A 25,071-nucleotide genomic window follows, 5' to 3' on the forward strand; every position below is an offset into this window, starting at 1 on the left:
CATGATCGGCCAGCTCTACCACTGCCTCCACAGCGGGCAGCTCTTCGACGAGCAGCATGCTTTCACCTCCCCATCAGCAGATCTGGCCGCTGCGGCTTGACTTCTTAGTCACGTGAGATGTCTTTCGGAGGAGTGAGTCATGCAGCAGCGCACACTCGGCGGCCAGGGCCTTGAGGTCTCGGCGATCGGTTACGGCGCGATGGGCCTGACCATGGCCTACGGCCCCACCGACGAGGAGGCCGGCGTCGCCGCCATTCGCCGCGCGCACGACCTGGGCGTCACCTTCTTCGACACCGCCGAGATGTACGGCTTGGGCACCGGATCCAACGAGATCCTGGTCGGCATGGCGGTCAGGGACTTCCGCGACGACGTGGTCCTGGCCACCAAGTTCGGTGTCGACATGTCCGTGCCTCCGGAGCGGATCGGCAGCGCTCTCGACAGCCGGCCCGACACCATCCGCAAGGTCGCCGACAACAGCCTGCGCTACCTCGGCGTGGATCACATCGATGTCTTCTACCAGCACCGCGTCGACCCCGAGGTGCCCATCGAGGAGGTCGCGGGCACCGTCAAGGAGCTGATCGACGCGGGCAAGGTGAAGTACTTCGGCCTCAGCGAAGCCGGACCCGAGACGATCCGCAAGGCGCACGCCGTGCAGCCGGTCTCCGTCCTGCAGACCGAGTACTCCCTGTTCGAACGGGACGTCGAGGAGCTCTTCCCCACCCTGGACGAACTCGGCATCGGCTTCGTCGCCTACTCCCCTCTCGGCCGCGGGTTCATCACCGGCACCGCCAAGCCCGCCGGCCAGTACGAAGCCACCGACATGCGCAACGTCGACCCGCGCTGGCAGCCGGGCAACTTCGAGAAGAACGTCGAAGCCGTCGACCGGCTCGCCGAGCTCGCGGCGGCCAAGGGTGCCACCGTCTCCCAGCTCGCCCTGGCCTGGCTCCTGACCCGGGGCGAGCACATCGTGCCCATCCCCGGCACGCGCAGCCCGAAGCGCATCCAGGAAAACGCCGGCGCCGCCGACATCGCTCTCACCGACACCGACCTCAAGGCCATCGACGGGATCCTGCCTCAGGGCGGCTTCGGCGCCCGCTACCCCGAGGGGCGCGTGCCCACCTGGATCTGAGACCCCCGGGACAGACGCACTCAGGTCGGGCCGCTCAGCCGGTGCGGCGGGTGGCGGTCAGGCGGAGGCGCGGACCACGAGCCGGGTCGGGGTGACGATCGAGGCGAGGGCGGGCACGGCGGGTGCGCCGGCCGGGGCGGGCGGTTCCAGGGTGCGCAGCAGCAGGCGGGCCATCAGGCGGCCCATTTCCTCGATGTCCTGGTGGACGGTGGTCAGCGGCGGGTCGGTCCACTCGGCGACCGAGATCATGTCGTCGAAGCCGACCACCGCCACGTCCTGCGGGATGCGGCGGCCGGCCGTACGCAGCATGTGCAGCGCGCCGGAGGCCATCAGGTCGGAGGCGATGAAGACCGCGTCGAGGTCGGGAGAGCGCTCCAGCAGGGCAGCCATGGCCCGGGCGCCGCCCTCCGCGGTGAAGTCGCCCTCGGCGATCAGGGTGCCGCCGCCCTCGGGCAGCACGTCGCGGAAACCGTTCAGCCGGTCCACGGAGGCCGGCTGGTCCAGCGGCCCGGCGATGTGGGCGATGCGCCGGCGGCCGAGTCCGAGCAGGTGACGCACCGCGTCACGGGCGCCGCCGCGGTTGTCGCAGTCCACGTACAGGGTGCGGCGCCCCTGGTCGTGGTCCTGCCAGGTGGGCCGGCCGCCGACGACGACCGGGACACCGGCCTGACCGGCCAGGCCGGTCAGCGGGTCGTCGGCGTGCAGCGAGAAGATCAGCGCGCCGTCCACGTGGCCGCCGGCCAGATAGCGGCCGACCCGTTCGTGGTCGGACTCGCCGCCGGTGAGCAATAACACCAACTGGTTGTCGTGCGCGGTCAGTTCGCGGCTGATGCCGCGCACCTGGCGAGCGAAGAAGGGGTCGGCGAAGAAGCGGGCCTCGGGTTCGGCGACGACCACGGCGATCGCCTCGTTGCGCCGGGTGACCAGGGTACGGGCGGCCTGGTTGGGGACGTAGCCGAGTTCCTCCACGGCTTTGCGGACCCGTTCGGCCAGCGGGCCGCGTACCCCCGCTCCCCCGTTGACCACGCGCGAGGCGGTGGCGCGCGAGACTCCGGCGCGGGCGGCGACGGCCTCCAGAGTGGGACGGGACACGGGGCGCGGGCCGGGCAAGGGGTCTCCTTAGCGCGCGGAAACGACCACCGGGCCGGACGCCGGCGGCAGGTCAGGGCCCCAGAGTAAACGATTACATTCCGCCGTGAGAGCGCTCTCCGAACTCAAGACCACCGCGTCCGCCCGGCGCATGCCTCCGGGGCCGCCCGCTCCCGCGCGCCGGACCCGACCGGACCCGTTACGGTGGGTCATGGGGTGCGAGACCCGCCCGACCGCGTCGCCGCAGGTCACGAGGGTACGAGGCGTGGCGGGGCCGGGGGCACGGGGGCGTCGGGGGGCAAGGAGTCCAGCCGACCCACGCAAGGAAGCCGCGCACATGACAACAGTGCCCACGCTCACGCTGAACAACGGTGTCCCGATCCCGCAGCTCGGCTTCGGGGTCTTCCAGATCGAGCCCGAGAACACCAGGGCCGCGACGCTCGCCGCGCTGGAGACCGGCTACCGGCACATCGACACCGCCGAGATGTACGGCAACGAGAAGGAGGTCGGCGAGGCGGTCCGGGAGTCGGGCCTGCCGCGCGGCGAGGTGTTCGTGACCAGCAAGCTGAACAACGGCTACCACGCGTACGGCGACGCGCTCGCCGCCTTCGCCCGTACCGTGGACGACCTCGGCCTGGAGTACGTCGACCTGTTCCTGGTCCACTGGCCGATGCCGGGCGTGGGCGACTACGTGGAGACGTGGCGGGCGATGGAGGAGATCTACCGGTCCGGCCGCACCCGGGCGATCGGGGTCTCCAACTTCAACCCGGCCCACCTGCGGAAGCTGCTCGAGAACACCGAGGTGGTCCCGGCGGTGAACCAGATCGAGGTCCACCCGTACCTCACCCAGGACGACGTGCGTGCCTTCGGCCTCCGGCACGGCATCGCCACCGAGGCCTGGTCGCCGATCGCCAAGGGCAACGTGCTCGGCGACCCGGTGATCGCCGGCATCGCCTCCCGGCTGGACCGCTCGACCGCCCAGGTCACGCTGCGCTGGCACCTCCAGCGCGGCGACATCGTCTTCCCCAAGTCGGTCACCCGCGCCCGCGTCGAGGAGAACTTCCGCCTCTTCGACTTCGAGCTCACCGAGCAGGACATGGCCGCGATCACCGCCCTGAACCGCGACGAACGCACCGGCCCGGACCCGGACACGTTCAACTGGATCCCCTGAGCCCCGGACGGGGCGGGGCGGGGTCGGTCCGGGAGAGCGCTCTCCCCCTCCAAACGCGGGCAGGGCCGCACAGAGCCGGGCCCTGCCGTGGCAGGATGCAGCATGGCCGGTTCCGACGAGGCGGCGCGCGCAGCGCTCGCCGAACTGCTGCGCCGGGCGTGTCTGGACGAGGTACGGCCGGGAGACGCCGAGGCGGCCCGGCTGCTGCTGCGAACGTTCGTACGGGACGACCTGGACGCCGTGCTGCTCGCCGCGGGGACGGGCGGGGTGTGGGCGGCCTACCGGCCGGACGAGGAACTGGACGCGGATATCGAGGCGGCCGCGCTGGCGTCGGCCCGGGCGTTGCTGGGGGCCGGTGCCGAGGACGGTGAACGCGCCCTGGCCGCCTCCGCGCTGGCGCTGATGGCCGTTCGCGGGGCGGGGGAGCGCCCCGGGGCCGATCTGGTGGCGGCGGCCGCGGCCGCACGCTCCTGCGAACAGCACGACGTCGCCCTGTGGGCCGGACGGCAGGCGCTGGCCGTCCGGAAAACGCTCTCCGCGTCGGACGAAGCGCTCGCGCTGCTCACGGTGGCCGTGCTCGGCGGCGATCCCGCGGCGGTCGAAGAACTGTACGAGGCCACCTCCCGGTTACCGCCGGACGACATCGCCGTCCGTTCGGCCGAGGGGCTGCGTCCCACGCTCCGCCCGGCCGGGGGCAGGAAGCCCTCCGCCGCCGGCCGGGCGCTCGCGGCGGACGACCGGAAGGGTGCCGCGGCCGCCGCCGCGGCCGAGATCGCGGAGTTGCGCCGGCACACCGACGACGACCTGCTGAGCGGCCTGCACATGGCGCTGCGGGCCCTCGCCGTCGCGGACATACAGGTCGAGGCGGCCCGGCGCGGTCTGATCTCGGTGCTGGGCCACCTACGACGCCGCCAGCACTTCGGCGAGGTGCCGCCGGTCGCCCGGGCCGGGCTGGAACTCGTGGCCGATCTCCTGGCGCTGGACCCCACGCTCGAGGCCGTCAACGTCCTGGCCGAACTCCTGGAGGCCATGGCCGACGCCGGGCTCTCCGAGATCGCCGCGCTGCCCGACGCCGGCGAACTCCCCGAACTGGCCCAGGCCCGGCTGGCGCTGGAGGCCCAGCGCCACCCGCTCTGGCCGGACCTGGCGGCCTGCGTCACGGGGCTGCGCGGCCGGCCCGGGCTGCTGCTGCGCTGTCAGCGCATGCTGTCCACCGGCGAGTTCACGGTCCGCGCGCTGCTGGTGACCCCGCCGCGCACCGTGGCGATGAAACGCGCCGTGCTCAACCGGGCCGAAACGTCCCTGCTGGACCGGCTGGCGGGAGGCGACCCGCGGGAGATCGCCGGGGTCACCGCGCCGGAACTCGACGGCCTGGTGGAAAGCCTGCTGCCGGACACGCTCGTGGCCCGGCTCGCCGGCCCCGGGCTCGGCTCGCTGGTGATCGTTCCGGACGGCCCGCTGTGGAGCGTCCCGTGGCAGGCCGCGGCCGCGCTGAGCCGGACGAGCGTGACCCTGTCCCCCTCGCTGGCGGTGCACGCGCGCCTGCGGCCGTTCGCCGCTGCGATCCGCCGGGTGACCGCGGTGCTGGACGACGACGCGCCCGGCGGCGACCTGGTCTTCGACGCCCTTCAGGAGGCACGGGCCGGCGGACGGCTCGACGTACGCCTGACCGCGGAGCCCGGCGGCACGCCCACGGACCTGCTGCTGGTCTTCGCCCACGGCGGAGGCACGGGCCTGGGCTTCCGTACCGGCGCCGCCGGCCGGCCACTGGGCGCGCTCGCCCTGGCCGGCGCCGCGCCCCCGCCGAACGCGCTGATCGCCGCCTGCTGGTCCGCGGCGGCGCCTCCGACCTCGTTCCCGATCAACCTGCCGGCCGCGATGCTGCTGAACGGTACGTCCACCGTCGTCGGCGGCCTGTGGCCGCTGCCGGGCCTGCCCACCGCGCGCATCGTGAGCGCCCTCATCGGCCACCTCGCCGACCACGGGCGGTTGCTGCCGGCGCTGGCCGCCGCGCGCTCGGCGGTGCCCGCCGACTCGACCGCCCGCTGGGGCCTGGTCGTCCACGGCGCGGCGCCGGACGACCACCCGCCCGCCTGACCGCCCGCCCGCCGACGACCCGCGAACGACGACCCCGAGGAGCAACGCGTGGCACTGCCGAGCAAGTACGCCAAGGCCGTGTGGGAGACCGAAGGGGCGCTGGCGACCTGGCTGCCGGATCGTTCCCTTCAGGTCGGCGACATCGTGACCCGCGACGGGACGGGCGGCGCGATCCGGGTCGAGACCCGGCTGCGGGACCTGGTGCGGCACGAGGAGCCGGGACCGACGGTACGGCGGCCGGGGGTGGAGCGGATGCTCCTGCAGGACGGTTTCTCCTTCCAGGCCGACGCCGACGCGTCCGCGCCGGGCGCCCGGGTGCGCGCCCGCCTCAGCGGCGCCTCGTCGTTCGTCTTCGTCGCGGAGCACGGCACGGTGACGGAGTACCGGCGGGTCGCCGACGTACGGGAGGCGATGCTGTCGCTGTACGCGCGAGGCGTCTGGCGCGACACGTGGCACGTGGTCACCGCGGTCCGCTCCTTCGACGCCTGCACCCTGGTCGTGGCCGAGGGCGACGACGCCGAGGCTGAGCTGCACGTGGAGGTGCCCGGTGACCCCGGCGGCCAGCAGGTGATCCGGGCCGGAGCCGGCGTGAACGTCCACCGCGGCAGGGCGGCGACCTGGTCGCTCACCGCCTCCACCCCGCTCTACGAGGCGCTCCACGTCAAACGGCGCCTGCGCCGCACCGAAACCGCCGCCAGCTACCTGGACGACGACCCGGATCCCCGCCCCCTTGCCGATGGAGACCACACCGAACCGACCGCCGCCCGCGTCACGCCCGAGGCCCTGGGTCTGCTCGCCGGCTGACGTCCGGGCGCGGCCTGCCCCGTGGTTGGAGGCGGGGAGAGCGCTCTCCGACTTCGAGGTCGGCGCTCTCCTGGCCGGTGCGGCCCCTTCCGCGCCGGGCCCGGGCGGGCCGGCGGCCGGAGCTGGCCGTACACACCTCCGGGACCCGCCGCGCAGCCCGGCTGCCGGGTGCGGGCCCGGCAAGCAGCTTTCCTTGTCCCGGGCCGCCGCTGAACCCGGTTGCCCCGGTCTGGCCGGCCGGTTCGGACTCCCGGATCCGGGAGCCGGGCGAAGAGCCAGGTCAACTCCGGATCGGCTCACCAACCCGCCGGCCGCGAGGCCCTTCAGCGGCCCAAGGCCCGAGTGAGTTCGTCCTTGGTCATGTGCGAGCGGCCCTTGATGCCGCGTTGGCGGGCCTCGTTGTAGAGCTGGTCCCGGGTCGGGCCGCCCGGGCCGGAGCCGGAGCGCAGGCCGCCGCGACGGCCGGAGGACATGTCGCGGGTGGAGGTGCGGCTCGCGCCGCGGGACTCGCCGGAGCGGGCCCGTTCCTTGTTGACGGTGCGGGCGGCGATTTCCTCGGCCCGCTGCTCGGACTCGCCGCGTTCCCGGGCGCTGTCCTTGATGTGTTCGTACTGCCGCTCGCGCTTGGGCGACGCTCCGCGGGGCATGGTGCTCACCTCTCGTCGTACGTACGGCGCGGACCGGTCCGGCGGTCCGGCCTGCCGTTCGCCTGCCCGGCCCCCCGGACGGCACACGCACCGTGGTCCCGTACGCGCCACCGGCCGCTCCCGCGCGGCCGCCGCGCGTACGGCGTCCGGGTGGCGGCGTCACGCGCCCCCATTTTGGACCCCACGGTCCACACTCGTGTTACGGTTCATTCTGAACCGCGCAGTCCATTCTGATCCGGGCGCCGCGGCCGCCGAATCCAGCGAAGAAAAAGGAAAGGGGCACCGCCATGACCGCTCGACTGCAGGGCAGAACCGCACTGGTCACCGGCGCGACCAGCAACATCGGCCGGGCGATCGCGGTGGCGTTCGCCGCGGAGGGCGCGCATGTGGTGGTGGTCGGGCGCAACCCGGAGCGAGGCGCCGAGGTGATCGCGGAGATCGAGGCAGCAGGCGGCCGGGCCGACTTCGTCGCCGCGGACCTGGACGGCAGCGCCGCAGCGAGCACCGCGCTGGCCGAGCGCGCCACCGAGGTGCTGGGCGGCCGGATCGACATCCTGGTCAACAACGCCGGGATCTACCCGCCCGCGACCACGACCACCACCGACGACGCGACCTTCGACCGGGTGTACGCGGTCAACGTCAAGGCGCCCTTCTTCCTGACCGCCGCCGTCGCGCCCGCGATGGCCGCGCGCGGCTCGGGCAGCATCGTGAACCTCGGCTCGTGGATCAGCCGGCTCGGCATTCCGGTCGGCTCGCTCTACAGCTCCACCAAGGGCGCGCTGGAAACGCTGACCCGGGCCTGGGCCGCCGAGTTCGGGCCGTCCGGGGTGCGGGTCAACGCGATCTCGCCGGGCGTCGTCCACCCGGCGCTGCCCGAGGGGACCGGCCCGCACCCCGGCGACGTGATGATGAAGGGCACCCCGGCGGACGGCCCCGGCACACCCGAGGCGATCGCGCACGCGGCGGTGTATCTGGCGAGCGACGAGGCCGCGTTCGTGCACGGCACCGTGCTGGACGTGGACGGCGGCCGGGTCGCGGTGGCGGTCGTCGCCGCCTGACCGGCGGGCCCGGGACCGTACGATGGGACCCGGACCGCCGAGCCCGGCCGGGTCCTACGGTCCGCTCGGGTCCGGTCCCTACCGTTCCGGTCCCTACCGTTCCGGTCCGGGCCGGTCGAATCGGTCCGGTCGCAGCGGACGGGCGGCAACGCCGGTCACGTCGGTGAAGTCGCGGAAAGGCGGGGGCAGGTGCCGCAGGGTCTGACGAGCAAGGGCGCGGCCACCCGGCAGCGCATCATCGAGGGCACCTCGGACTTGATGCGGCGCAATGGCGGCGGGGTGTCCCTGGACGAGATCCGCGGCGTCACCGGCACCAGCAAGAGCCAGCTCTTCCACTACTTCCCCGACGGGCGGGAACAGCTCGTGCTCGCCGTGGCCCGGCACGAGGCGGATCAGGTGCTGGCCGACCAGCAGCCGTATCTGGACGAGTTGACCTCGTGGCCGGCCTGGTACGGCTGGCGGGACACACTGCTGGACCACTACCGCCGGCAAGGCCGGCAGTGCCCGATGCGGGTGCTGCTGGAGCAGCTCTCCCCGGAGGACGAGGGCGCGCGGCAGGTGCAGACCGAGCTGCTCGAGACCTGGCACGGCAAACTCGCCGCCGGGGTGCGGCACATGCAGCAACAGGGGCTGATGCGGCCCGCTCCGGACGCCGACCGGGCCGCCGCGGGCCTGCTGGCCGCCGTGCAGGGCGGCGCGGTCCACATGATCGTCACCGGCCGGCTCGACGCCCTGGAGGCGGCACTCGACCTGACGCTCGGACAACTCCGGGCCGACGCCTGAGCCGCAGCGGCGATCCGCCTCCGGCGGCGGCACCCGTACGCCGCCCGCGCGTTTTCACCGCGTTTCCACCACACCGTCCGTACCGGTTATGGTGACCCCTTGTCACCCGCGAGGAGTCGCACAGTCGGTGGCGAGTGGTGAGGTCCGGCCCGGCGGGACGCCGTACGGCACACCCCGCCGAAGGCCACGTGCAGGAAAGCCGGAAAGGACGACGGACATGAGGGGCGGCCGGCTGGCTCGTACCGGGGCGGTGGTCGCCGTGGTCGCCGCGGCCTGCGTCCTGGCGGTCGTGGCGCTGCTGCCCTCGCGGGGCACGGCCAGTGCGGCCCCGAAGAAGAGCGGTCCGCCGCCGCTGGTACGGGTGATGCCGCTGGGCGACTCGATCACCTGGGGGCAGGGCAGCGCCACCGAGTCGTCGTACCGGGCGCCGCTGTGGCGCATGGTGGCGGGGCAGAAGCGGTACGCGATCCGGTTCGTCGGCTCCGAGCACAACGGCGACCTGCCCGAACCGGACAACGAGGGCCACCGCCGCTACACCATCGGTCAGGTGATGGCGAACATCGACCGGTGGACGGCCGCCGGCCGGCCCGACGTCGTCCTGCTGCACATCGGCATCAACGACCTGAACCGGCGTGTCGACCCGGACCACGCGCCCGAGCGGCTGGCCGCCCTGGTGGACCGCATCTACGCCGACCGGCCCGGCGTCTCGGTCGTCTACCTGGGCCTGATCCCCACCACCCCCGGACTCCAGCCGCAGATCGCCGGCTTCAACGTGCTGGCCCGGCACTTGGCGGCCGTCGAGCGCGAGCGCGGGCGGATGTTCCGTTACGTGGACCCGCCCGCGCTGACCGCGGCCGAGCGGGTGGACCGGCTGCACCCGAATGACGCGGGCTACCTGCGGATCGCCCGGGCCCTGTTCCCGGCGCTGACCGCCGCCGTCGAGGAGCGCGAGGCCCGCGGCGCGGTGGCGCGCGCCGGTGCCGGCGTGACCGGCCCCTCGGACGGACCGGCCCCGGCCACGCCCCCGACCGGACCGGGCAGCCCATCCCCCACTCCCCCCACCGCCGTCACGCCCGCCTGAGCTCCCCCGAGCCGCGTTCGACCAGCCGCGTCTCGAGTACAACCGAGCGCGGCGCCGAGGTGTCGCCGGCGATGCGGGAGAAGAGCAGGCCGGCCGCGGCGCCGCCGAGCGCCAGCGGGTCCTGGCTGATCACGGTGAGCGGTGGGGTGAGGCGTTCGGCGAGCGGCAGGTCGTCGAAGCCGACGACGGCCAGCGGGGCGGGGTGGTCGAGGTCGTCGAGCACCCCGAGGGTGATCAGGTCGTTGCTGGTGAACAGCGCCGTGGGCGGGTCGGGCAGGGCGCGCAGGCCGGCGAGCGCTGCGCGGGCCTGGTCGCCGGTGCGCAGGCCGTGCCGGATCAGGGCCGGGTCCTCGGGTATGCCGCGGGCGGTGAGCGCGTCGAGGTAGCCGGCGCAGCGCTGGCCCTGGGTCCAGATCCCGACGCGGTCGCCGAGGTAGGCGACGCGGGTGTGGCCGTGGGCGAGCAGGTGGGTGACGGCGCGCCGGGCGCCGGCCCGGTTGTCGACGGTGACGGTGTCCACGGCCAGGCCCGGGGCGGGCCGGTCCACGCACACCACCGGGGTGCCGGCGTGCGCGGGTCCGCGCAGGAAGCCGTGGCCGGCGGCGGTGGGCACCAGGATCAGGCCGTCCACCTGGCGGGCGGTGAAGGCGGCGACGACCTCGCGCTCGCGGCGCGGTTCGTCGTGGGTGCTGCCGATCAGGACCAGGCAGCCGCGGCGGTGCGCCTCGTCCTCCACCGAGCGGGCCATCCGGGCGTAGAAGGGGTTGGCCAGGTCGTCCACGAGCAGGCCGATGGTGGCGGTGCCGGGGCTCTTGCGGCGCAGATGGCGGGCGTTGTCGTTGCGCTGGTAGCCGAGGGCGCGCACCGCCTGGCCGACCTTGGCGGCGGTGGCCGGCGCCACGCCCGGCTCCCCGGAGACGACCCGGGAGACGGTCATGGGGCTGACGCCCGCCAGTCGGGCCACGTCCTTCATCGTCGGGCGTCTCACGGGCCTCCTCGCCTCCGCCGCTGTCCGTGCTCGCGGTTGCCTGTGTTCCCGGTTTGCCTGTACGCCTGCGCTGCCTGTCCTGCCTGCCGAAACGATGTCGCCGCCGGTTTCGATGATGGCAGGCCGGCCCGGTCGGGCGGGGACGGCCGCGTGAGGGTTTGGTAACGTTCCCACCCACTCGGCGGCACGGTCAGGGATGTGACGGCGTGTCAGCAGGGCACGGAGCCGCCGTGAAGCCCGGCGCCCCTACGCTGCTCCGCGGGGCTGGTCCAGACCCTTGACATTGCGTCAGGTACACATCAACAATGCTCATCCGCTTGGTAACGTTCACACGCACCTCGAGCAGCCCCGTGTCCCGCGGCAGCCCGCCCCCTGCGAGGCGGTGCGTGCCTGAAGCGAGAAGGTGGTCCTCCGTGCTCCCTGCGGTTTTCCGCTCCAGGTCCCTTTCCAGGGCCCTCGGCGCGCTGTGCGCCCTGTTACTGGCCGTCCTCGGCGTCAACGCGCTGGCCTCGGTGCCCGCCCGCGCCGCGACGGCCGATCTGACGCAGTACGCCGACCCGTTCGTCGGCACCGACGACAGCACCGCGCCCAACCCCGTGCCCGGCGGCGCGGGCGGCTCCACGTATCCGGGGGCCGTGGTGCCCTTCGGCGGGGTGCAGTTCAGCCCGGACACGCCAACCGCGTCGCCGTCGGGCTACCGGTACTCCGACACCTCGATCGAGGACTTCAGCCTCACGCACTTCGACGGCGCCGGCTGCCCCAACAACGAGGACCTGCCGCTGATGCCGGTGACCGGCGCGCTCGGCAGTTCCCCGGGCAGCAACTGGACCGGGTACGCGTCGGCGTACACCAAGGCCAACGAGAGCGCGTCGCCCGGCTACTACAAGAACCGGCTGGACAAGTACGGCACCGACGTGGAGCTGACCGCCACCACCCGCACCGGGATGGCGCGGCTGACCTACCCGGCCACCACGCAGGCCCGGCTGCTGATCAACGACAGCCGCAGCGCGACCGGTTCGCGCAGCGGCTCGGTGCGGGTCTCCGGGTCCGAGGTGACCGGCAGCGTGACGGCCGGCGGCTTCTGCGGCTCGTCCAAGACCTACCAGATCTACTTCGACATCCGCTTCGACCGCGCGCCCACCGGTTACGGCACCTGGTCCGGCTCCACGGTGACCGCCGGTTCGGCGAGCGCGAGCGGCACCGACACCGGGGCGTACGTCACCTTCGACACCACCACCGCGCCGACCGTGCAGGCGGTGATCGGCCTGAGCTACGTGAGCGTCGCCAACGCGCAGGCGAACGTGGCGGCGGAGAACAGCGGCTGGGACTTCGGCGCGGTGCGCTCGGCGGCGACCGCGGCCTGGAACGGGGTGCTGAACCGGGTACAGATCACCGGCGGCGCCACGGCGGACCTCAAGAAGTTCTACACCGCGCTCTACCACGTCTTCCAGAGCCCCAACATCTCCAGCGACGTGGGCGGCGACTACCGCGGCTTCGACGGCGCGGTGCACAACTCCGCGCGCCCGGTGTACCAGAACTACTCCGGCTGGGACATCTACCGCTCCTGGGCGGCGCTGATCGCGCTGATCGCCCCGGCCGAGGCGAGCGACATCGCCAACTCGATGGTGCTGGACGGCCAGCAGGGCGGGCTGCTGCCCAAGTGGTCGCAGCAGACCAACGAGGACTTCGTGATGACCGGTGACCCCGGTCCGATCATCGTGGCCAGCATGTACGCCTTCGGGGTGCGGAACTTCGACACGGCGGCCGCGCTGTCGCTGATGGAGAAGGCGTCCAACGGCGGCACCATGCAGGGCTCGGCGACCCGCGGCCGGCAGTCGACGTACACCGGCCTGCACTACCTGAACGGGGCGCCCTCGGACTCGCTGGAGTACTCCGCCTCGGACTTCGCGGTGGCCCAGTTCGCCAAGGCGCTGGGCGACACGACCAGCTACGGCACCCACATGACCCGGGCGCAGTGGTGGCGCAACACCTTCGGCCCGGAGGCCGGTTACGTGCAGCCGCGCAACACCGACGGCTCCTACGTGTGGCCGCTGGACCCGGCGAGCCCCACCAACTTCACCGAGGGCAACGCCGCCCAGTACACCTGGATGGTCCCCTACGACTACGCCGACCTGATCAACTCGATGGGCGGCCGGCGCACCGCGGTGCAGCGCCTGGACCACCACTTCACCGAGGTCAACGCGGGCCAGAGCCGCCCGTACTTCTACATCGGCAACGAGCCGGAGCACGCGGTGCCGTGGGCGTACGACTTCGCGGGCGACCCGGCCGGCGCCTCGGACGCGGTGCGCGCGGTGATGACCCAGTCGTACACCACCGGACCCGGCGGGCTGCCCGGCAACGACGACCTGGGGGCCACCTCGGCGTGGTACGTGTGGGCGGCGCTGGGCCTGTACCCGGCGACGCCGGGCGCCGACACGCTGGCGGTGCACGGCCCGTCCTTCCCGCAGGTGGTGCTCCAGCGCCCGGGCGGCGCTGTCACCCTGACCGCCTCCGGCAGCGGCCCGTACGTGCAGGGCCTGGCCGTGAACGGGGTCGCCACCAGCCACAATTACCTGCGCTACCCGGACCTGGCGGGCGGCGGCACCGTGGCCTTCACCATGGGGACGGCCGCGTCGGCGACCTGGGGCACCGGCGCCTCGGACGTGCCGCCGTCCTTCACCGACGGGGCCACCCCGGTGCCGGCCGTGCCCGATCCGGGGCCGGACCTGGCGCAGGGCCGTCCGGTGACCGCGTCGGCGCCGTGCGCGAGCGCCGAGTCCGGTGACAAGGCGGTGGACGGCAGCCTGAAGAACAACAGCAAGTGGTGCTCGAAGACCTCCGGAGCGAGCCTTGCGGTGGACCTCGGGTCGGTGCGGACCGTCTCGTCGTTCGGGGTGGACCACGCCGCGCTCGGCGGCGAGACCACCGACTGGAACACCGCCGCCTTCCAGATCCAGACCAGCACCGACGACACCACCTGGTCCACGGCGGTCACGGTGAGCGGTTCGCGGTCCAGCCGTACGTACCATGCGGTCGCGCCGCGCGCGGCCCGCTATGTCCGGCTGGTGACGACCACGCCCTCCCAGACCACCGACCCGGCGACCCGGATCTACGAGCTGGAGGTGTACGGGAGCGGGCCGGCCGACCTGGCGCTGGGCGCGGCGACGACCGGCTCGGCGTCCTGCAACTCCACGGAGACGCCGGACAAGGCGGTCAACGGGAGCTGGAGCGGCGGCAACAGTGACAAGTGGTGCTCGACCGCGTCGGGCACCAAGACGCTGACCGTGGACCTGGGCGCGGCGCACGCGCTGAGCTCGCTGGTGGTGCGGCACGCGGGCGCCGGCGGCGAGGACCCGGCGTGGGACACGCGGGACTTCGACATGGCGGTGTCGGCCGACGGCTCGGCCTGGACGACGGTCGCCCAGGTCCGCGGCAACACCGCCGACACCACCACCCAGCAGGTGAGCGCCACCGCCCGGTACGTGCGCCTGAGCGTGATCACGCCGACGCAGACCACCGACCCGGCGGCGCGGATCTACGAACTGGAGGCGCTGGGCAGCTGAGGCCGGGCCGGGGGCGCGCCCCTCAGCGCACCACCTCCTGGCCCTTGCCGAGGGCGATCACCCCGGCCGCGGACACCGTGTACAGCTCACGGTCCCGGTCGGGGTTGACGCCTATGGTGGCGCCGGGCGGGACGTCCACGTTCTTGTCCAGCACCGCGCCGCGTACGATCGCGCCGCGCCCGATCCGTACGTTGTCGTGCAGCACCGAGCCCTGGACGACCGCGCCGGGGTCGACCACCACGCCGGGCGAGAGCACCGAGCGGGTCACCTGGCCGCGGATCACGCAGCCGGGGCTGATCACCGACTCCCCCACGATGCCGCCGGCCGCGATCTTGGCGGGCGGCAACTGGCCGGCGACGTGCGTGTAGATGGGCCAGCTGCGGTTGTACAGGCTGAAGGCGGGCTGGTCGCCGACCAGGTCCATGTGGGCGTCGTAGTAGGCGTCCAGGGTGCCCACGTCCCGCCAGTAGCCGTGGTCGCGGGCGGTCTCGCCGGGCACGTGGTTGGTGCCGAAGTCGTAGACCTGGGCGACGCCCTTGGCGGTCAGCCGGGGCAGGATGCTGCCGCCCATGTCGTGCATCGACTGCGGGTCCTCGGCGTCCTCCTGCAGCGCCTCCAGCAGGGTCTTGGTGGTGAACAGGTAGTTGCCCATGGAGGCGAAGACGTGGCCGGGGTCGCCGGGCAGCGACGGCGGGTCGGCGGGCTTCTCCAGGAAGCCGTCCACCTCGATGCCGTCGGCGCCGGGCGTGATCACCCCGAAGCCGTGCGCGTCGGCGCGGGGCACCTTGATGCCGGCCACGGTGACGCCCGCGCCGTGCTCGATGTGCTGGGCGAGCATCTGGCGGGGGTCCATCCGGTAGACGTGGTCGGCGCCGAAGACCGCCACGTAGTCCGGCTGTTCGTCGTGTATCAGGTTCAGCGACTGCAGGATCGCGTCCGCGCTGCCCAGGTACCAGCGCGGGCCGAGCCGCTGCTGGGCCGGGACCGGGGTGACGTAGTTGCCCAGCAGGCTGGACATCCGCCAGGTGGTGGTGATGTGCCGGTCCAGCGAGTGCGATTTGTACTGGGTGAGTACGCAGATCCGCATCATGTCGCCGTTGACCAGGTTGGACAGCACGAAGTCCACCAGCCGGTAGGTGCCGCCGAAGGTCACCGCCGGTTTGGCGCGGTCGGCGGTGAGCGGCATCAGCCGCTTGCCCGCGCCGCCGGCCAGCACGATTCCCAGCACCGAAGGTCCACCGCGCATCGGGTACCCCCCTTGATCTCGATCGAAGTCCGCATCCGTCCAGTCCCCTTGTGTTCCGCTGCCGTGCGTCCGGCCGCTGTGGGTCCGGCCGCCGTCCCGGGCCGGGTGGGCCCGGGGCGCCGGGCCGGGTCAGCCGGCGCCGAGGAGCGCCGCGTACAGCTCGGCGGTCCGGGCCGCGACCGTGTTCCAGCCGAAGTCGCCCGCGGCGCGCTCGCGGCCGGCCGCGCCCATGGCGTCGGCGGTCGCCTTGTCGCCGGTGAGCCGGTCAATGGCCGCGGCGAGGCCGGCCTCGAACTCCGCGGGGCGCTCCTCGTCGTAGGGCACGAGCAGGCCGGTGACGCCGTCCTGGACGACCTCGGGGATGCCGCCGACCGCGGAGGCCACCACCGCGGTGCCGCACGCCATGGCCTCCAGGTTGACGATGCCCAGCGGCTCGTACACCGAGGGGCAGACGAACACCGAGGCGTGGGTGAGGAGCTGGACGACGGCGGAGCGGGGCAGCATCGCCGGGATCCAGTGCACCCCGTCGCGCACGGCCTGGAGCTCGTCGAACAGGGCGCGGAACTCGCGGTCCAGCGCGGGGGTGTCGGGGGCGCCGGCGCACAGCACGAGCTGGACCGACGGGTCGATGCCGCGGGCGGCGCGCAGCAGGTGGGGGACGCCCTTCTGCCGGGTGATGCGGCCGACGAAGAGCACGTACGGGCGGGCCGGGTCGACGCCGATCCGCTCCAGCACGTCGGTGCGGGGGTCGGGGCGGTAGGTGGCGGTGTCGATGCCGTTGCGTATGACGTGCACCCGGGCCGGGTCCAGCGCCGGGTAGCAGGCCAGGATGTCGGCGCGCATGCCGTCGGAGACCGCGATCACCGCGTCGGCCGCCTCGACGGCGGTGCGTTCGGCCCAGCTCGACAGGGCGTAGCCGCCGCCGAGCTGTTCGGCCTTCCAGGGGCGCAGCGGCTCCAGCGAGTGGGCGGTGACCACGTGCGGCACGCCGTACAGCAGTTTGCCCAGGTGGCCGGCCAGGTTGGCGTACCAGGTGTGGGAGTGCACCAGGTCGCGGCCCTGGAGGGCGGCGGCCATGGACAGGTCGGTGCCGAAGGTGCGCAGCGCGTCGTTGGCGCCGTCCAGGAAGCCGGGCGCGCTGTGCCCGACGACCCCGGGCCGGCTGTCCGCCCCGAAGCGGTGCACCTCCACGTCGGCCAGGGCGCGCAGTTCGCGGGCCAGGAACTCGACGTGGACGCCGGCCCCGCCGTAGACGTCCGGCGGGTACTCCCGGGTCAGCAGTGCCACCTTCACCCGATCCTCCCGCCGTCGACGTGCCGTGTGCTCCTTGCCTTCCCCGCGGCGGGCCGGATCTATCGTGCGAGTGGCCGGTCCGTGCCGTCGGGGCGGGGGCCGGTGGGGTTGCTCGGAATTCGGCCACGTTCTATGCGTTGTCATGTACGGGGCTTCCGCGCCATCGGAGCCGCGGCCGGCCCCGCCCGATGGGGCATCAGCTCACCCGAGCGACGGCTGGGGCAGCCGCCGGTCACGTACGGCGACCATTCGATCGCCGTAGGTCCGGCCCCGCGGGCACAACCGGAACCCGGTCAAGCACATATCTGCCGGTCCCGGGGCAATACCGCGGATCTGCCCTGCCCGCGCGACAACTGGATTGACGCTTTATTGACGGTCACCGACCCCCCGGCCCGGGCAAACACAGTGGAGACAGAGCGTGATGACCGATCCGCACCTCACCGCACCCGCCGCGCTGCACACCGGAAACCGGCTGGCGCTGGCACTGGCAAGGGAAGAGATGATGCAGGACTACCACCGGTGGGAGACCGACCCGGCGACGGTGGTCGGTTTCGGTGCCCGCTGGCCGGTGCCCTGGGAAGTGTTCCAGACACGCTTCCGGAACGGTCACACCACCACCCACTACCAGTTGTTCGAGGTGATCACCGCTGACGGCGGCACTCCGGTGGGGACGACCTCACTGAATGTCGACCAGTCCGTCAACAGCGCCGAGTTCACCCTCGTGATCGCACCGGAGCAACGCGGCCGGGGCTACGCGACCGAGGCGACCGCACTCACCCTCGACTGGGCGTTCCGCATCGCGTCGCTCAGCACCGTGTGGCTGGAGGTGCTGGCTCCGCACAGCGCGGCGGTGCACGCCTACCTCAAGGCCGGTTTCCGCACCGCGGGGCGACTGCGCAACGCCGCCCTGTGGCACGGGGAGCGTGTCGACAAACTCCTTCTGGACTGTGTCCCCGACGACTTGGCGAAAAGCGACTTCGCACAGGGCTTTGACCTCGCACAGGGCTTTGCAGAGAACTTCACAGAGAACGTCACAGAGAAGAGGTGACCCACCATGTCCTGTCCCGACATCAACTGCCGCAAGGGCGGCTGCACCACCGACCCGGGCGGCCGGCCCGCACACCACGGGTCAGCCGGCCAGCGTGTCCAGCGACACCTGCCACAGCCGGGCCGCCGCCTCGGGGTCGAGGGCGTGGGCGGCCACGCCGAAGCGGGTCGGCGGCCGGTTCTCCTCGGCCTCCTGGCAGTCCTCCAGGTAGCGGCCGCCGACGCCCGCCAGCAGCGGGGAGACCGCCGCGAGCACCGAGGTCGCGGCGCCCTGCTCCGGGCTCTTCCAGAAGGTGGCGGTGCCGCCGGACTGGGCCCGCAGCCGGTTCAGCTCCTCCTCGGTGACGTGCCGCTGGAGGTTGGTGCGGATGGCGCCGGGCATCAGGGCGTTGACGGTGATGCCGTCGGCCGCCCAGCGCTTGGTGGCCTCGACCGCGAAGAGCACGTTGGCGGTCTTGGACTGGCCGTAGGCGAGCCAGGGCTCGTACTGCCGCTCGCGGAAGTGGATGTCCTCGAAGACCACGCCCGAGCGCAGGTGTGCGGAGGAGCTCACCGACACCACCCGGGCGTTCCCGGCCGCGGCCAGCGCCGGGTGCAGGCCGGTGGCCAGCGCGAAGTGGCCGAGGTGGTTGGTGGCGAACTGCAGCTCCCACCCCTGCGGAGTGCGGGCCTCCGGCGAGGCCATCACCCCGGCGTTGTTCACCAGGATGTGCAGCGGTCCCCGCCAGGCCTGGACGAAGGCGGCCACCGAGCCCTGGTCGGACAGGTCCAGAGGGGCGACCGCGATGCGCTCGTTGCCGGTGGTGGCGGTGATGTCGGCGGCGACCTCGTGGCCGGCCCGCTCGTTGCGCACCGCCAGGGTCACCTCGGCGCCCGCGCCGGCCAGGGCGCGGGCGGTCTCGATGCCGATCCCGGAGGCGCCGCCGGTGACGACGGCGCGCCGTCCGGTCAGGTCGATGCCGGCCACGACCTCGGCCGCCGTGGAGTCACGGTCGAAAGGCGTGGTGATACGCGTACTGGAAGTCATGTTCGTCCCGTTTCGCAGGTCCCCGGGATGGTCCGGGGCTGGTCGCAGCGGTGGCGGCACCCGGTGACCGCGTACGGTGTTCCGGCGACCGCGGACAGTGCCGCGCACCTGGTCGCCGGCACCACGGTCAACCGGAGGAAGCTCCGCTACGGTGCCCAGAATAAGCGGAGGTGGCTCCACTTGCAACCGGCCCAGGGACATGGCATCGGGTCCGGGCCGGCGCCCCCGTACCCTGGTGGGCGCGGCCACCGCCGACCGGGCCGACGAAGGAGACAGACCGTGCCGGGCAGCACCCCCTCCCCCAGACCCCTGCGGGCGGACGCGCAGCGCAATCGCGACCGGCTGCTGGCCGCCGCCGTGCGCGCGCTGTCGCAGGGCGGTGAGGCGACGCTGGAGTCGATCGCCAAGGACGCGGGCGTGGGCATCGGCACCCTCTACCGCCACTTCCCCACCCGCGAGGCGCTGGTCGAGGCGGTCTACCGCAACGAGCTGACCCGGCTGTGCGACGCGGCACCCCTGCTGCTGGAGTCCGCGCCGGCCGACCGGGCCATGCGGGTCTGGATGGACCGGTTCGTGGACTACATGACCACCAAGCGGGGCATGGCGGACGCCCTGCGGGCCGTGGTCGCCTCCGGCGGCAACCCCTTCGCGCACAGCCGCGACTCGCTCACCGGTGCGATCTCGGCCCTGCTGGCCGCCGGGGCGAAGGAAGGATCACTGCGGGCCGACGCCGATCCGGCGGACGTGCTCACCGCGCTCAGCGGCGTCTCGCTCGCCGCCGGCCAGCCCGACCGGCGCGAACAGGCGGGCCGGCTACTGGACTTGCTGATGGACGGACTACGGCACGGCGCCCCCGGCCCACCCGCCGGTTGACCCCTCCGATTCCGGTGCAAAATCGGACATTTGGGGACGGTGAGCCGGAAGGGACCTGTGGGGCAGGAAAATTCCGCTGCCGAATGTGGCATACCTGGTTCGAGGCCGGGCAGGCGGGCTGCGAACAGTCGAAGATGTGCGAGGCGATGACGTGACCACAACGGTTGAGCAGTCGGGAAGCACGAACGAGACGGCGACGAGCGGGCAGTGGACAGCCGGGGACGAACAGACCACCGGCGGACTGCCGTGGATCGACGACGCGACGAGCGTGGCACCGCGTGACGCCCGGGAGTTGTCCAGGCTCTTCTTCGACCGCCTCCAGGAACTGGAGGAGGGGACGCACGCGTACAGTTACGCCCGCAACACCCTCATCGAGATGAACCTGGCCCTGGTGCACTTCGCGGCCGGGCGGTACCGCAACCGGCCCGCCACCGACCACGAGGAAATCGTGCAGGTCGGCACGATCGGGCTGATCAAGGCGATCGACCGGTTCGACCTGTCGCGGGAGACGGAGTTCACCACCTTCGCCATCCCGTACATCGTGGGAGAGATGAAGCGCTTCTTCCGCGACACCTCCTGGGCGGTGCACGTACCGCGCCGGCTCCAGGAGCTGCGTGTGGAGCTGAGCAAGGCCAAGGAGGAGCTGTCGCTGCGGCTGGATCGCGACCCCACCGTGCAGGAACTCGCCGAGCACCTGCACCTGGGCGAGGAGGAGGTCGTCGAGGGGCTGGTGGCCGCCAACGGCTACACGGCCGGTTCGCTCGACACCCCTTACAACGACGCCGACAGCGGCCCGGACAGCGAGGGACGCACCCTCGCCGAGACGTTCGGCGCGTGTGATCCGGCCCTGGAACTGGTGGAGGACTTCCACAGCCTGGCGCCGCTGATCGAGAAACTGCCGGAGCGGGACCGCAAGCTGCTGCAGATGCGGTTCGGCGAGGAGATGACCCAGGCGCAGATCGGCGAGGTGATGGGCTACTCGCAGATGCACGTCTCCCGGCTGCTGAGCCGGACGATCAACAGGCTGCGGGCGGGGCTGCTGGCCCAGGAGTGACCCCTCCGCTCCCCGTCGGGCGGCCGTGACCCGGAAACCCTTCCCCGGGTCACGGCCGCCTTTTCGGCTGCGCGGATCCTGGGGGTCCTACGAGGTGGAGATGTCGGCGCGGTCGACGGCGATGTTGTTGCCGCTGCTCGCGCCGTTGCGCGCTCCGGTGTTGACGATGGTCAGCGTGTGACTGCCGGCGGCCAGCAGCGGACTGGTCCACACCACACCGGAGGCGTTGCGGGACGGGGCGTAGTCGTCCACGTTCACCGGTGTGCCGCCGTCCACCGACAGCGACATGATGCCCTGGTCGACGTCCCGCACCGCGTGCAGCGCGACCTGGGTGCCGGTGAAGCGCAGCACCGCGGTGGCGCCGCCGACGTACGACCAGTTCGCGGTCTGCTGGTACATGTCGGGCACGCCGGTGGTCACGCCCCAGTTGGCGCCGTACTCGAAGTGGTCGAGGTCGGAGACGGCGGTGTCGGTGCCGTCCACGATCACCGTCGAGTCGACCGGGCCGGTGGAGCCGTTGCCCGGGGTGAGGGTGACCGTGTACGCGTCCGAGCCGCTTGCCTGGCTGACCGGGACCACAAGGGAGTTGCCGTTGACCGCCACGTCGCTGTCCAGGACGGTGCTCGGGCCGCCGGGCAGCGGGTTCGCGTCGGGGATGCGCTGCACCTTCACGTGCACCTTGCCGTTGTTGACCAGCCAGGAGGCGGCGGTGACGTTCTGGAAGGTCACCGTGGCGGTACCGCCCTGGCCGGAGTTGTTGCCGAGCAGGGCCCGCACCTGGCGGGTGCCGCTGTCCAGGGCCGCGGCCACCGCGGTCGCGCCGTTGCCGCCGGTGCCCAGCAGCTTGCCGCTGAGCTGGGCGTAGGCCTGGTACACGTACCACTGGCCGGTGGGCTGGCCGCCGACCAGCAGTGAATCCAGCGTCCCTGCGCCGCAGCAGTCGGACCAGATGGCGTGCGCGGCGGCGCTGACCCCGGAGGCGGACAGCCGGTCCAGGAACCACGCGGTGTAGGCGGAGTTCTGCTGCTGGGAGAACAGGTACTCGTTGATCGTCAGCGGCAGTTGGGCGATCTGGTGGGCGGACAGCAGCGCGCGGGCGTCGGCGGCGTCGGCGGCCGGGTCGGTGCCGAAGTGCCAGTTGAGCACGTCCGGCAGAGTGCCGTCGGTCGTGGTCCTTCCGAGGAAGCCGTCCAGCCAGCCGTGGTTGTAGCCACTGTACGAGGGGCCGGTGATCTTCGCGCTCGGGTCGAGCCGATGGATCTCCCGGACCGCGGTGTCCCACATCTGGTAGTACTGCTCGCTGTTGACGCCGCGCTGCCAGAAGCCGGTGCCGTCCGGCTCGTTCCAGATGTCGTACGTGACGCTCACCCCGGACGCCCGCACGTCGGAGACGAGCTGGTCGACGAAGCTCTTCCAGTTGGAGCAGTCGCCGTTGTCGCACGGGTAGACGGTGTTGGCGGGCTGGGTGGTGTCGGCGCCCCACACGTCGGAGACCAGCAGGTGGTAGGTGGCCCGGTAGGGGGCGGCGGTGACCCGGCGGGCCTGGGAGAGCGCCGAGTCGATCCGCACCCGGTAGCCGGACCCGGCGCGGTAGCCGTCGCCCAGCCAGCCGCCGCCGGCGATCCGGGCGCCGCCGCCGCGGAAGAGGGTGGGGGCCAGGGGCTGCAGCAGGCTGTCGGCGGGGGCGGAGCCGTCCTGGCTGAGCCCGTAGAGGAAGCCGGCGCCGGCGTGGTTGGGCGCGGCGCCCTGGGCGTTCAGGTCGACGGTGACCGACGTGTCGGCCGCCGCGGCCGGAGTCGGCGCGAGGGCGGCAGCGGCGACGGCCAGGACGGCCGCGGCCGCGGCCAGCCCGGCGAACGCGCCCTTGCGCCACCGGGGTCGGGCTGGATTCATCGTTCCTCCCTGACGGAATCACTCACGGAATCGCTCGAATCACTGGAATCACTGGAATCGCTGACGGGAATGGCTCACGGAATGGCTGACGGAACCGCCGGGAAAAGGGCCGCCGAGGTGGCCGGCGGTTCGGTTCACGGGATCGCCGGCAGTGGTACCGACGAGGCGGGGGTGCCTGCCGGGACGAAGGGATCGGCCCGGTCGCGCAGGAAGAGCGGCACCGTCTCCAGCGGGGCGGCGGCGGTGACCCAGGTGCCCCCGGGGTGGACGGCGCCGGTGGCGTACTCCGTCCACCGCGCGCCGGCCGGCAGGTAGACCCGGCGTTCGCGCGCGCCGGCCCGTACCACCGGCGCCACCAGCAGGTCCGGGCCGCACAGGAACTGGTCGTCCACGTCCCAGGCGGCCCGGTCCGCGGGGAACTCCAGGAGCAGCGGCCGCAGCAGCGGCAGGCCGGTGCGGCGGCCGTCGTCCAGCGTGCGGTGCAGGTAGGGGCGCAGCCGCTCGCGCAGCCGCAGCGCCGCGGTCATGGCCCGCTCGGCGCACTCGCCGTAGGACCAGATCTCGTTGGGGCCGCCGCCGGTGCCGACCGGGCCGTCGAAGATCCGCGGTTCGCGGTGGCCGTGCAGCCGCAGCAGCGGGCAGAAGGCGGCGAACTGGAACCAGCGGACCATCAGTTCGCGGTAGTCCTCGTCGTCCGGGTCGCCGCCGTGGAAGCCGCCGATGTCGGTGGTCCACCAGGGGATGCCGCTGAGGGCCACGTTGAGGCCGGCCCGTACCGAGCCGGCCAGCGCCTCGAAGGTGGCCGGGATGTCGCCGGACCACAGGGCGGCGCCGTACTTCTGCGAGCCGGCCCAGGCCGAGCGGATCAGCGACAGCACCTCGGTCTCGCCCTGCTCGGTGAGGTGCTCGTGGATGCCGCGGGCGTGCTCGCGCGGGTAGAGGTTGGCGACCTCCGCGCCGGGTCCGGCGGCGAAGGACAGGTTGTGCGGGTGGCCGGGGCGCATCTCCGGCTCGCAGGCGTCCAGCCAGTAGGTGCGGATGCCGAGCTTGTAGTAGTGCTCCTGGAGCCGGTCCCACAGCGCGGCGCGGGCGGCCGGACTGGTGGCGTCGTAGAAGGCGACGCCGATGCCGGCGGCGTTGTCGCCGGTGTCGGGCCAGTCGGCGTGCAGGGCGGGGCCGGCGTCGGCGGCCACCAGGTGCCCGGCGTCGCGCAGTTCGGCCCAGGCCGCCGACAGCGGGCTCACCGACGGCCACACCGAGACCACCGGCTCCACACCGAGATGCCGCAGTTCCTCGGTCATCGCCCGCGGGTCGGGCCAGTCGCGCCGGTCGAAGTCCCAGTCGCCCAGGTGCCGCCAGTGCAGGTAGTCGATGACGATCGCGGACAGCGGCAGCCCGCGCCGGGCGTACTCGCGGGCCACGGCCAGCACTTCGGCCTGGTCGCGGTAGCGCAGCTTGCTCTGCCACAGCCCGGACGCCCAGCGCGGGAAGGCGGGGGCGTGACCGGTGGCGCCGGCGTACCGGGCGAGGACGTCGGCGGGGGTACGGCCCGCGGCCAGCCACCAGTCGATCTGCCGGGCCCGGTCGGCGACCCAGCGGGTGCCGTTGGCGGCGAACTCGACCCTGCCGACCGCCGGGTTGTTCCACAGGAAGCCGTAGCCACGGCTGGACAGGGCGAAGGGGACGGTCACCTCGCCGTTGCGCTGCCGCAGTTCCAGCACGGTGCCCTTCTGGTCGAACCGGCCGTGACCGTGCTGACCGAGGCCGTGGACGCGCTCCCCGTCATGGGCGGCGAAGCGCTGCTCGATGCGGTACGTGCCGGCGCCCGCGGCCTCGAAGTGCCGGGCGCCGGGCCACCAGAAGTGCGCCGGCTCCTCGCGCAGCAACTCCTCCCCGGTGTCGGTGCGCACGGCGGTCAGCAGGCCGTCGGCGGCGGCCACGGTGACCCGCAGCAGGCCGTTGACCAGGACGGCGTGCCCGGCGTGGATCTCCGTGACGCACTCCCGCGACGGCTGCGGCGCGTCGTCGAGCGCGCCGGGCAGGCCGTCCAGGATGCGGTGCAGGCCGGCCCGGACCCGGACCGCGTCGGGGCCCCAGGGTTCGACCTGGAGCACATGGTGGCCGTGTCGCCACAGCAGTCGGTCGGGGGTGCGGGTGAACGCGGGCGGCAAGGCGGTTCTCCTCGATCGGGTTCGTCGGTACGAGTCGTCGGTACGAGTCGTCCGTGC

Annotated in this window: 19 protein-coding genes; 11 read left to right on the forward strand and 8 right to left on the reverse strand. The window is 73.0% G+C overall.

Translation table 11 applies throughout. The features are described 5' to 3' along the window. Positions 1 to 139: 139 nt before the first annotated feature. The gene (locus tag ITX44_RS37450; protein ID WP_205363870.1) at positions 140 to 1,129 is read left to right on the forward strand and encodes an aldo/keto reductase; all 990 of its coding nucleotides are present in this window, start codon (positions 140 to 142) and stop codon (positions 1,127 to 1,129) included. Between the two features lie 57 nt (positions 1,130 to 1,186). Here the strand turns inward: ITX44_RS37450 and ITX44_RS37455 are convergent, their stop codons facing one another. Further along, a complete protein-coding gene (locus tag ITX44_RS37455) occupies positions 1,187 to 2,239 on the reverse strand; it encodes a LacI family DNA-binding transcriptional regulator (protein WP_205363872.1) in 1,053 nt (350 codons plus the stop codon). A gap of 316 nt (positions 2,240 to 2,555) precedes the next feature. On the opposite strand from ITX44_RS37455, the gene ITX44_RS37460 reads away from it, so the two are divergent. From ITX44_RS37460 to ITX44_RS37470, 3 genes are all read left to right on the forward strand, one after another. Then, positions 2,556 to 3,389, forward strand: a complete 834-nt coding sequence (locus ITX44_RS37460) for an aldo/keto reductase (RefSeq protein WP_205363875.1) — start codon at positions 2,556 to 2,558, stop codon at positions 3,387 to 3,389. A gap of 102 nt (positions 3,390 to 3,491) precedes the next feature. Further along, positions 3,492 to 5,486 (forward strand): CHAT domain-containing protein, encoded by a 1,995-nt coding sequence (locus ITX44_RS37465; RefSeq protein ID WP_205363876.1) that lies wholly within the window; start codon positions 3,492 to 3,494, stop codon positions 5,484 to 5,486. Between the two features lie 48 nt (positions 5,487 to 5,534). Beyond that, entirely contained in the window at positions 5,535 to 6,290 is a 756-nt protein-coding gene (locus tag ITX44_RS37470) for a hypothetical protein (RefSeq protein WP_205363877.1), read from the forward strand. Between the two features lie 323 nt (positions 6,291 to 6,613). Here the strand turns inward: ITX44_RS37470 and ITX44_RS37475 are convergent, their stop codons facing one another. Continuing rightward, on the reverse strand, positions 6,614 to 6,937 hold the full coding sequence (locus ITX44_RS37475) for a plasmid stabilization protein (protein WP_205363878.1): 324 nt from the start codon (positions 6,935 to 6,937) through the stop codon (positions 6,614 to 6,616). Positions 6,938 to 7,224: 287 nt separating this feature from the next. Here ITX44_RS37475 and ITX44_RS37480 point away from each other — a divergent pair, with 287 nt between their 5' ends. The 3 genes from ITX44_RS37480 to ITX44_RS37490 all read left to right on the forward strand — a co-directional run bounded on the left by ITX44_RS37480 (position 7,225) and on the right by ITX44_RS37490 (position 9,859). Beyond that, the gene (locus tag ITX44_RS37480; RefSeq protein ID WP_205363879.1) at positions 7,225 to 7,995 is read left to right on the forward strand and encodes an SDR family NAD(P)-dependent oxidoreductase; all 771 of its coding nucleotides are present in this window, start codon (positions 7,225 to 7,227) and stop codon (positions 7,993 to 7,995) included. A gap of 189 nt (positions 7,996 to 8,184) precedes the next feature. Next, positions 8,185 to 8,778: a TetR/AcrR family transcriptional regulator gene (locus tag ITX44_RS37485; RefSeq protein ID WP_307795661.1), complete on the forward strand. Its 594-nt coding sequence runs from the start codon at positions 8,185 to 8,187 to the stop codon at positions 8,776 to 8,778. A 217-nt stretch (positions 8,779 to 8,995) separates the two neighbouring features. Continuing rightward, positions 8,996 to 9,859, forward strand: a complete 864-nt coding sequence (locus ITX44_RS37490; RefSeq protein WP_205363880.1) for an SGNH/GDSL hydrolase family protein — start codon at positions 8,996 to 8,998, stop codon at positions 9,857 to 9,859. Here the strand turns inward: ITX44_RS37490 and ITX44_RS37495 are convergent. After that, positions 9,846 to 10,847: a LacI family DNA-binding transcriptional regulator gene (locus ITX44_RS37495; protein WP_307795662.1), complete on the reverse strand. Its 1,002-nt coding sequence runs from the start codon at positions 10,845 to 10,847 to the stop codon at positions 9,846 to 9,848. The genes ITX44_RS37490 and ITX44_RS37495 overlap by 14 nt on opposite strands. A 413-nt stretch (positions 10,848 to 11,260) precedes the next feature. Here ITX44_RS37495 and ITX44_RS37500 point away from each other — a divergent pair, with 413 nt between their 5' ends. Continuing rightward, positions 11,261 to 14,410, forward strand: a complete 3,150-nt coding sequence (locus tag ITX44_RS37500; protein WP_205363883.1) for a GH92 family glycosyl hydrolase — start codon at positions 11,261 to 11,263, stop codon at positions 14,408 to 14,410. Positions 14,411 to 14,432: 22 nt separating this feature from the next. Here ITX44_RS37500 and glgC read toward each other — a convergent pair whose 3' ends face one another. Then, positions 14,433 to 15,656, reverse strand: coding sequence for a glucose-1-phosphate adenylyltransferase (gene glgC, locus ITX44_RS37505; protein WP_205363885.1), 1,224 nt, complete (start codon positions 15,654 to 15,656; stop codon positions 14,433 to 14,435). A gap of 129 nt (positions 15,657 to 15,785) precedes the next feature. Next, positions 15,786 to 17,093, reverse strand: coding sequence for a glycogen synthase (gene glgA, locus ITX44_RS37510; RefSeq protein WP_205363886.1), 1,308 nt, complete (start codon positions 17,091 to 17,093; stop codon positions 15,786 to 15,788). Positions 17,094 to 17,370: 277 nt separating this feature from the next. Between glgA and ITX44_RS37515 the strand changes: the two genes are divergently transcribed. After that, on the forward strand, positions 17,371 to 17,997 hold the full coding sequence (locus ITX44_RS37515; protein ID WP_205363887.1) for a GNAT family N-acetyltransferase: 627 nt from the start codon (positions 17,371 to 17,373) through the stop codon (positions 17,995 to 17,997). Between the two features lie 81 nt (positions 17,998 to 18,078). On the opposite strand, the gene ITX44_RS37520 is transcribed toward ITX44_RS37515, so the two are convergent. Beyond that, positions 18,079 to 19,023 (reverse strand): SDR family NAD(P)-dependent oxidoreductase, encoded by a 945-nt coding sequence (locus ITX44_RS37520; protein WP_205363891.1) that lies wholly within the window; start codon positions 19,021 to 19,023, stop codon positions 18,079 to 18,081. A gap of 279 nt (positions 19,024 to 19,302) precedes the next feature. Between ITX44_RS37520 and ITX44_RS37525 the strand changes: the two genes are divergently transcribed. Together ITX44_RS37525 and ITX44_RS37530 are read left to right on the forward strand one after the other, a co-directional pair. Next, entirely contained in the window at positions 19,303 to 19,896 is a 594-nt protein-coding gene (locus ITX44_RS37525; protein WP_307795663.1) for a TetR/AcrR family transcriptional regulator, read from the forward strand. 151 nt (positions 19,897 to 20,047) lie between these two features. Then, the gene (locus ITX44_RS37530) at positions 20,048 to 20,950 is read left to right on the forward strand and encodes an RNA polymerase sigma factor SigF (RefSeq protein ID WP_372441088.1); all 903 of its coding nucleotides are present in this window, start codon (positions 20,048 to 20,050) and stop codon (positions 20,948 to 20,950) included. A gap of 87 nt (positions 20,951 to 21,037) precedes the next feature. On the opposite strand, the gene ITX44_RS37535 is transcribed toward ITX44_RS37530, so the two are convergent. Beyond that, complete coding sequence (locus ITX44_RS37535) at positions 21,038 to 22,843, reverse strand: GH39 family glycosyl hydrolase (protein ID WP_236062362.1); 1,806 nt, start codon at positions 22,841 to 22,843, stop codon at positions 21,038 to 21,040. A 134-nt stretch (positions 22,844 to 22,977) separates the two neighbouring features. Beyond that, entirely contained in the window at positions 22,978 to 25,014 is a 2,037-nt protein-coding gene (locus ITX44_RS37540) for a glycoside hydrolase family 31 protein (RefSeq protein ID WP_205363893.1), read from the reverse strand. Between the last annotated feature and the right edge of the window lie 57 nt (positions 25,015 to 25,071).

This window comes from Actinacidiphila acididurans (assembly GCF_016918855.1).
GTDB classification, from domain to species: Bacteria; Actinomycetota; Actinomycetes; order Streptomycetales; family Streptomycetaceae; genus Actinacidiphila; species Actinacidiphila acididurans.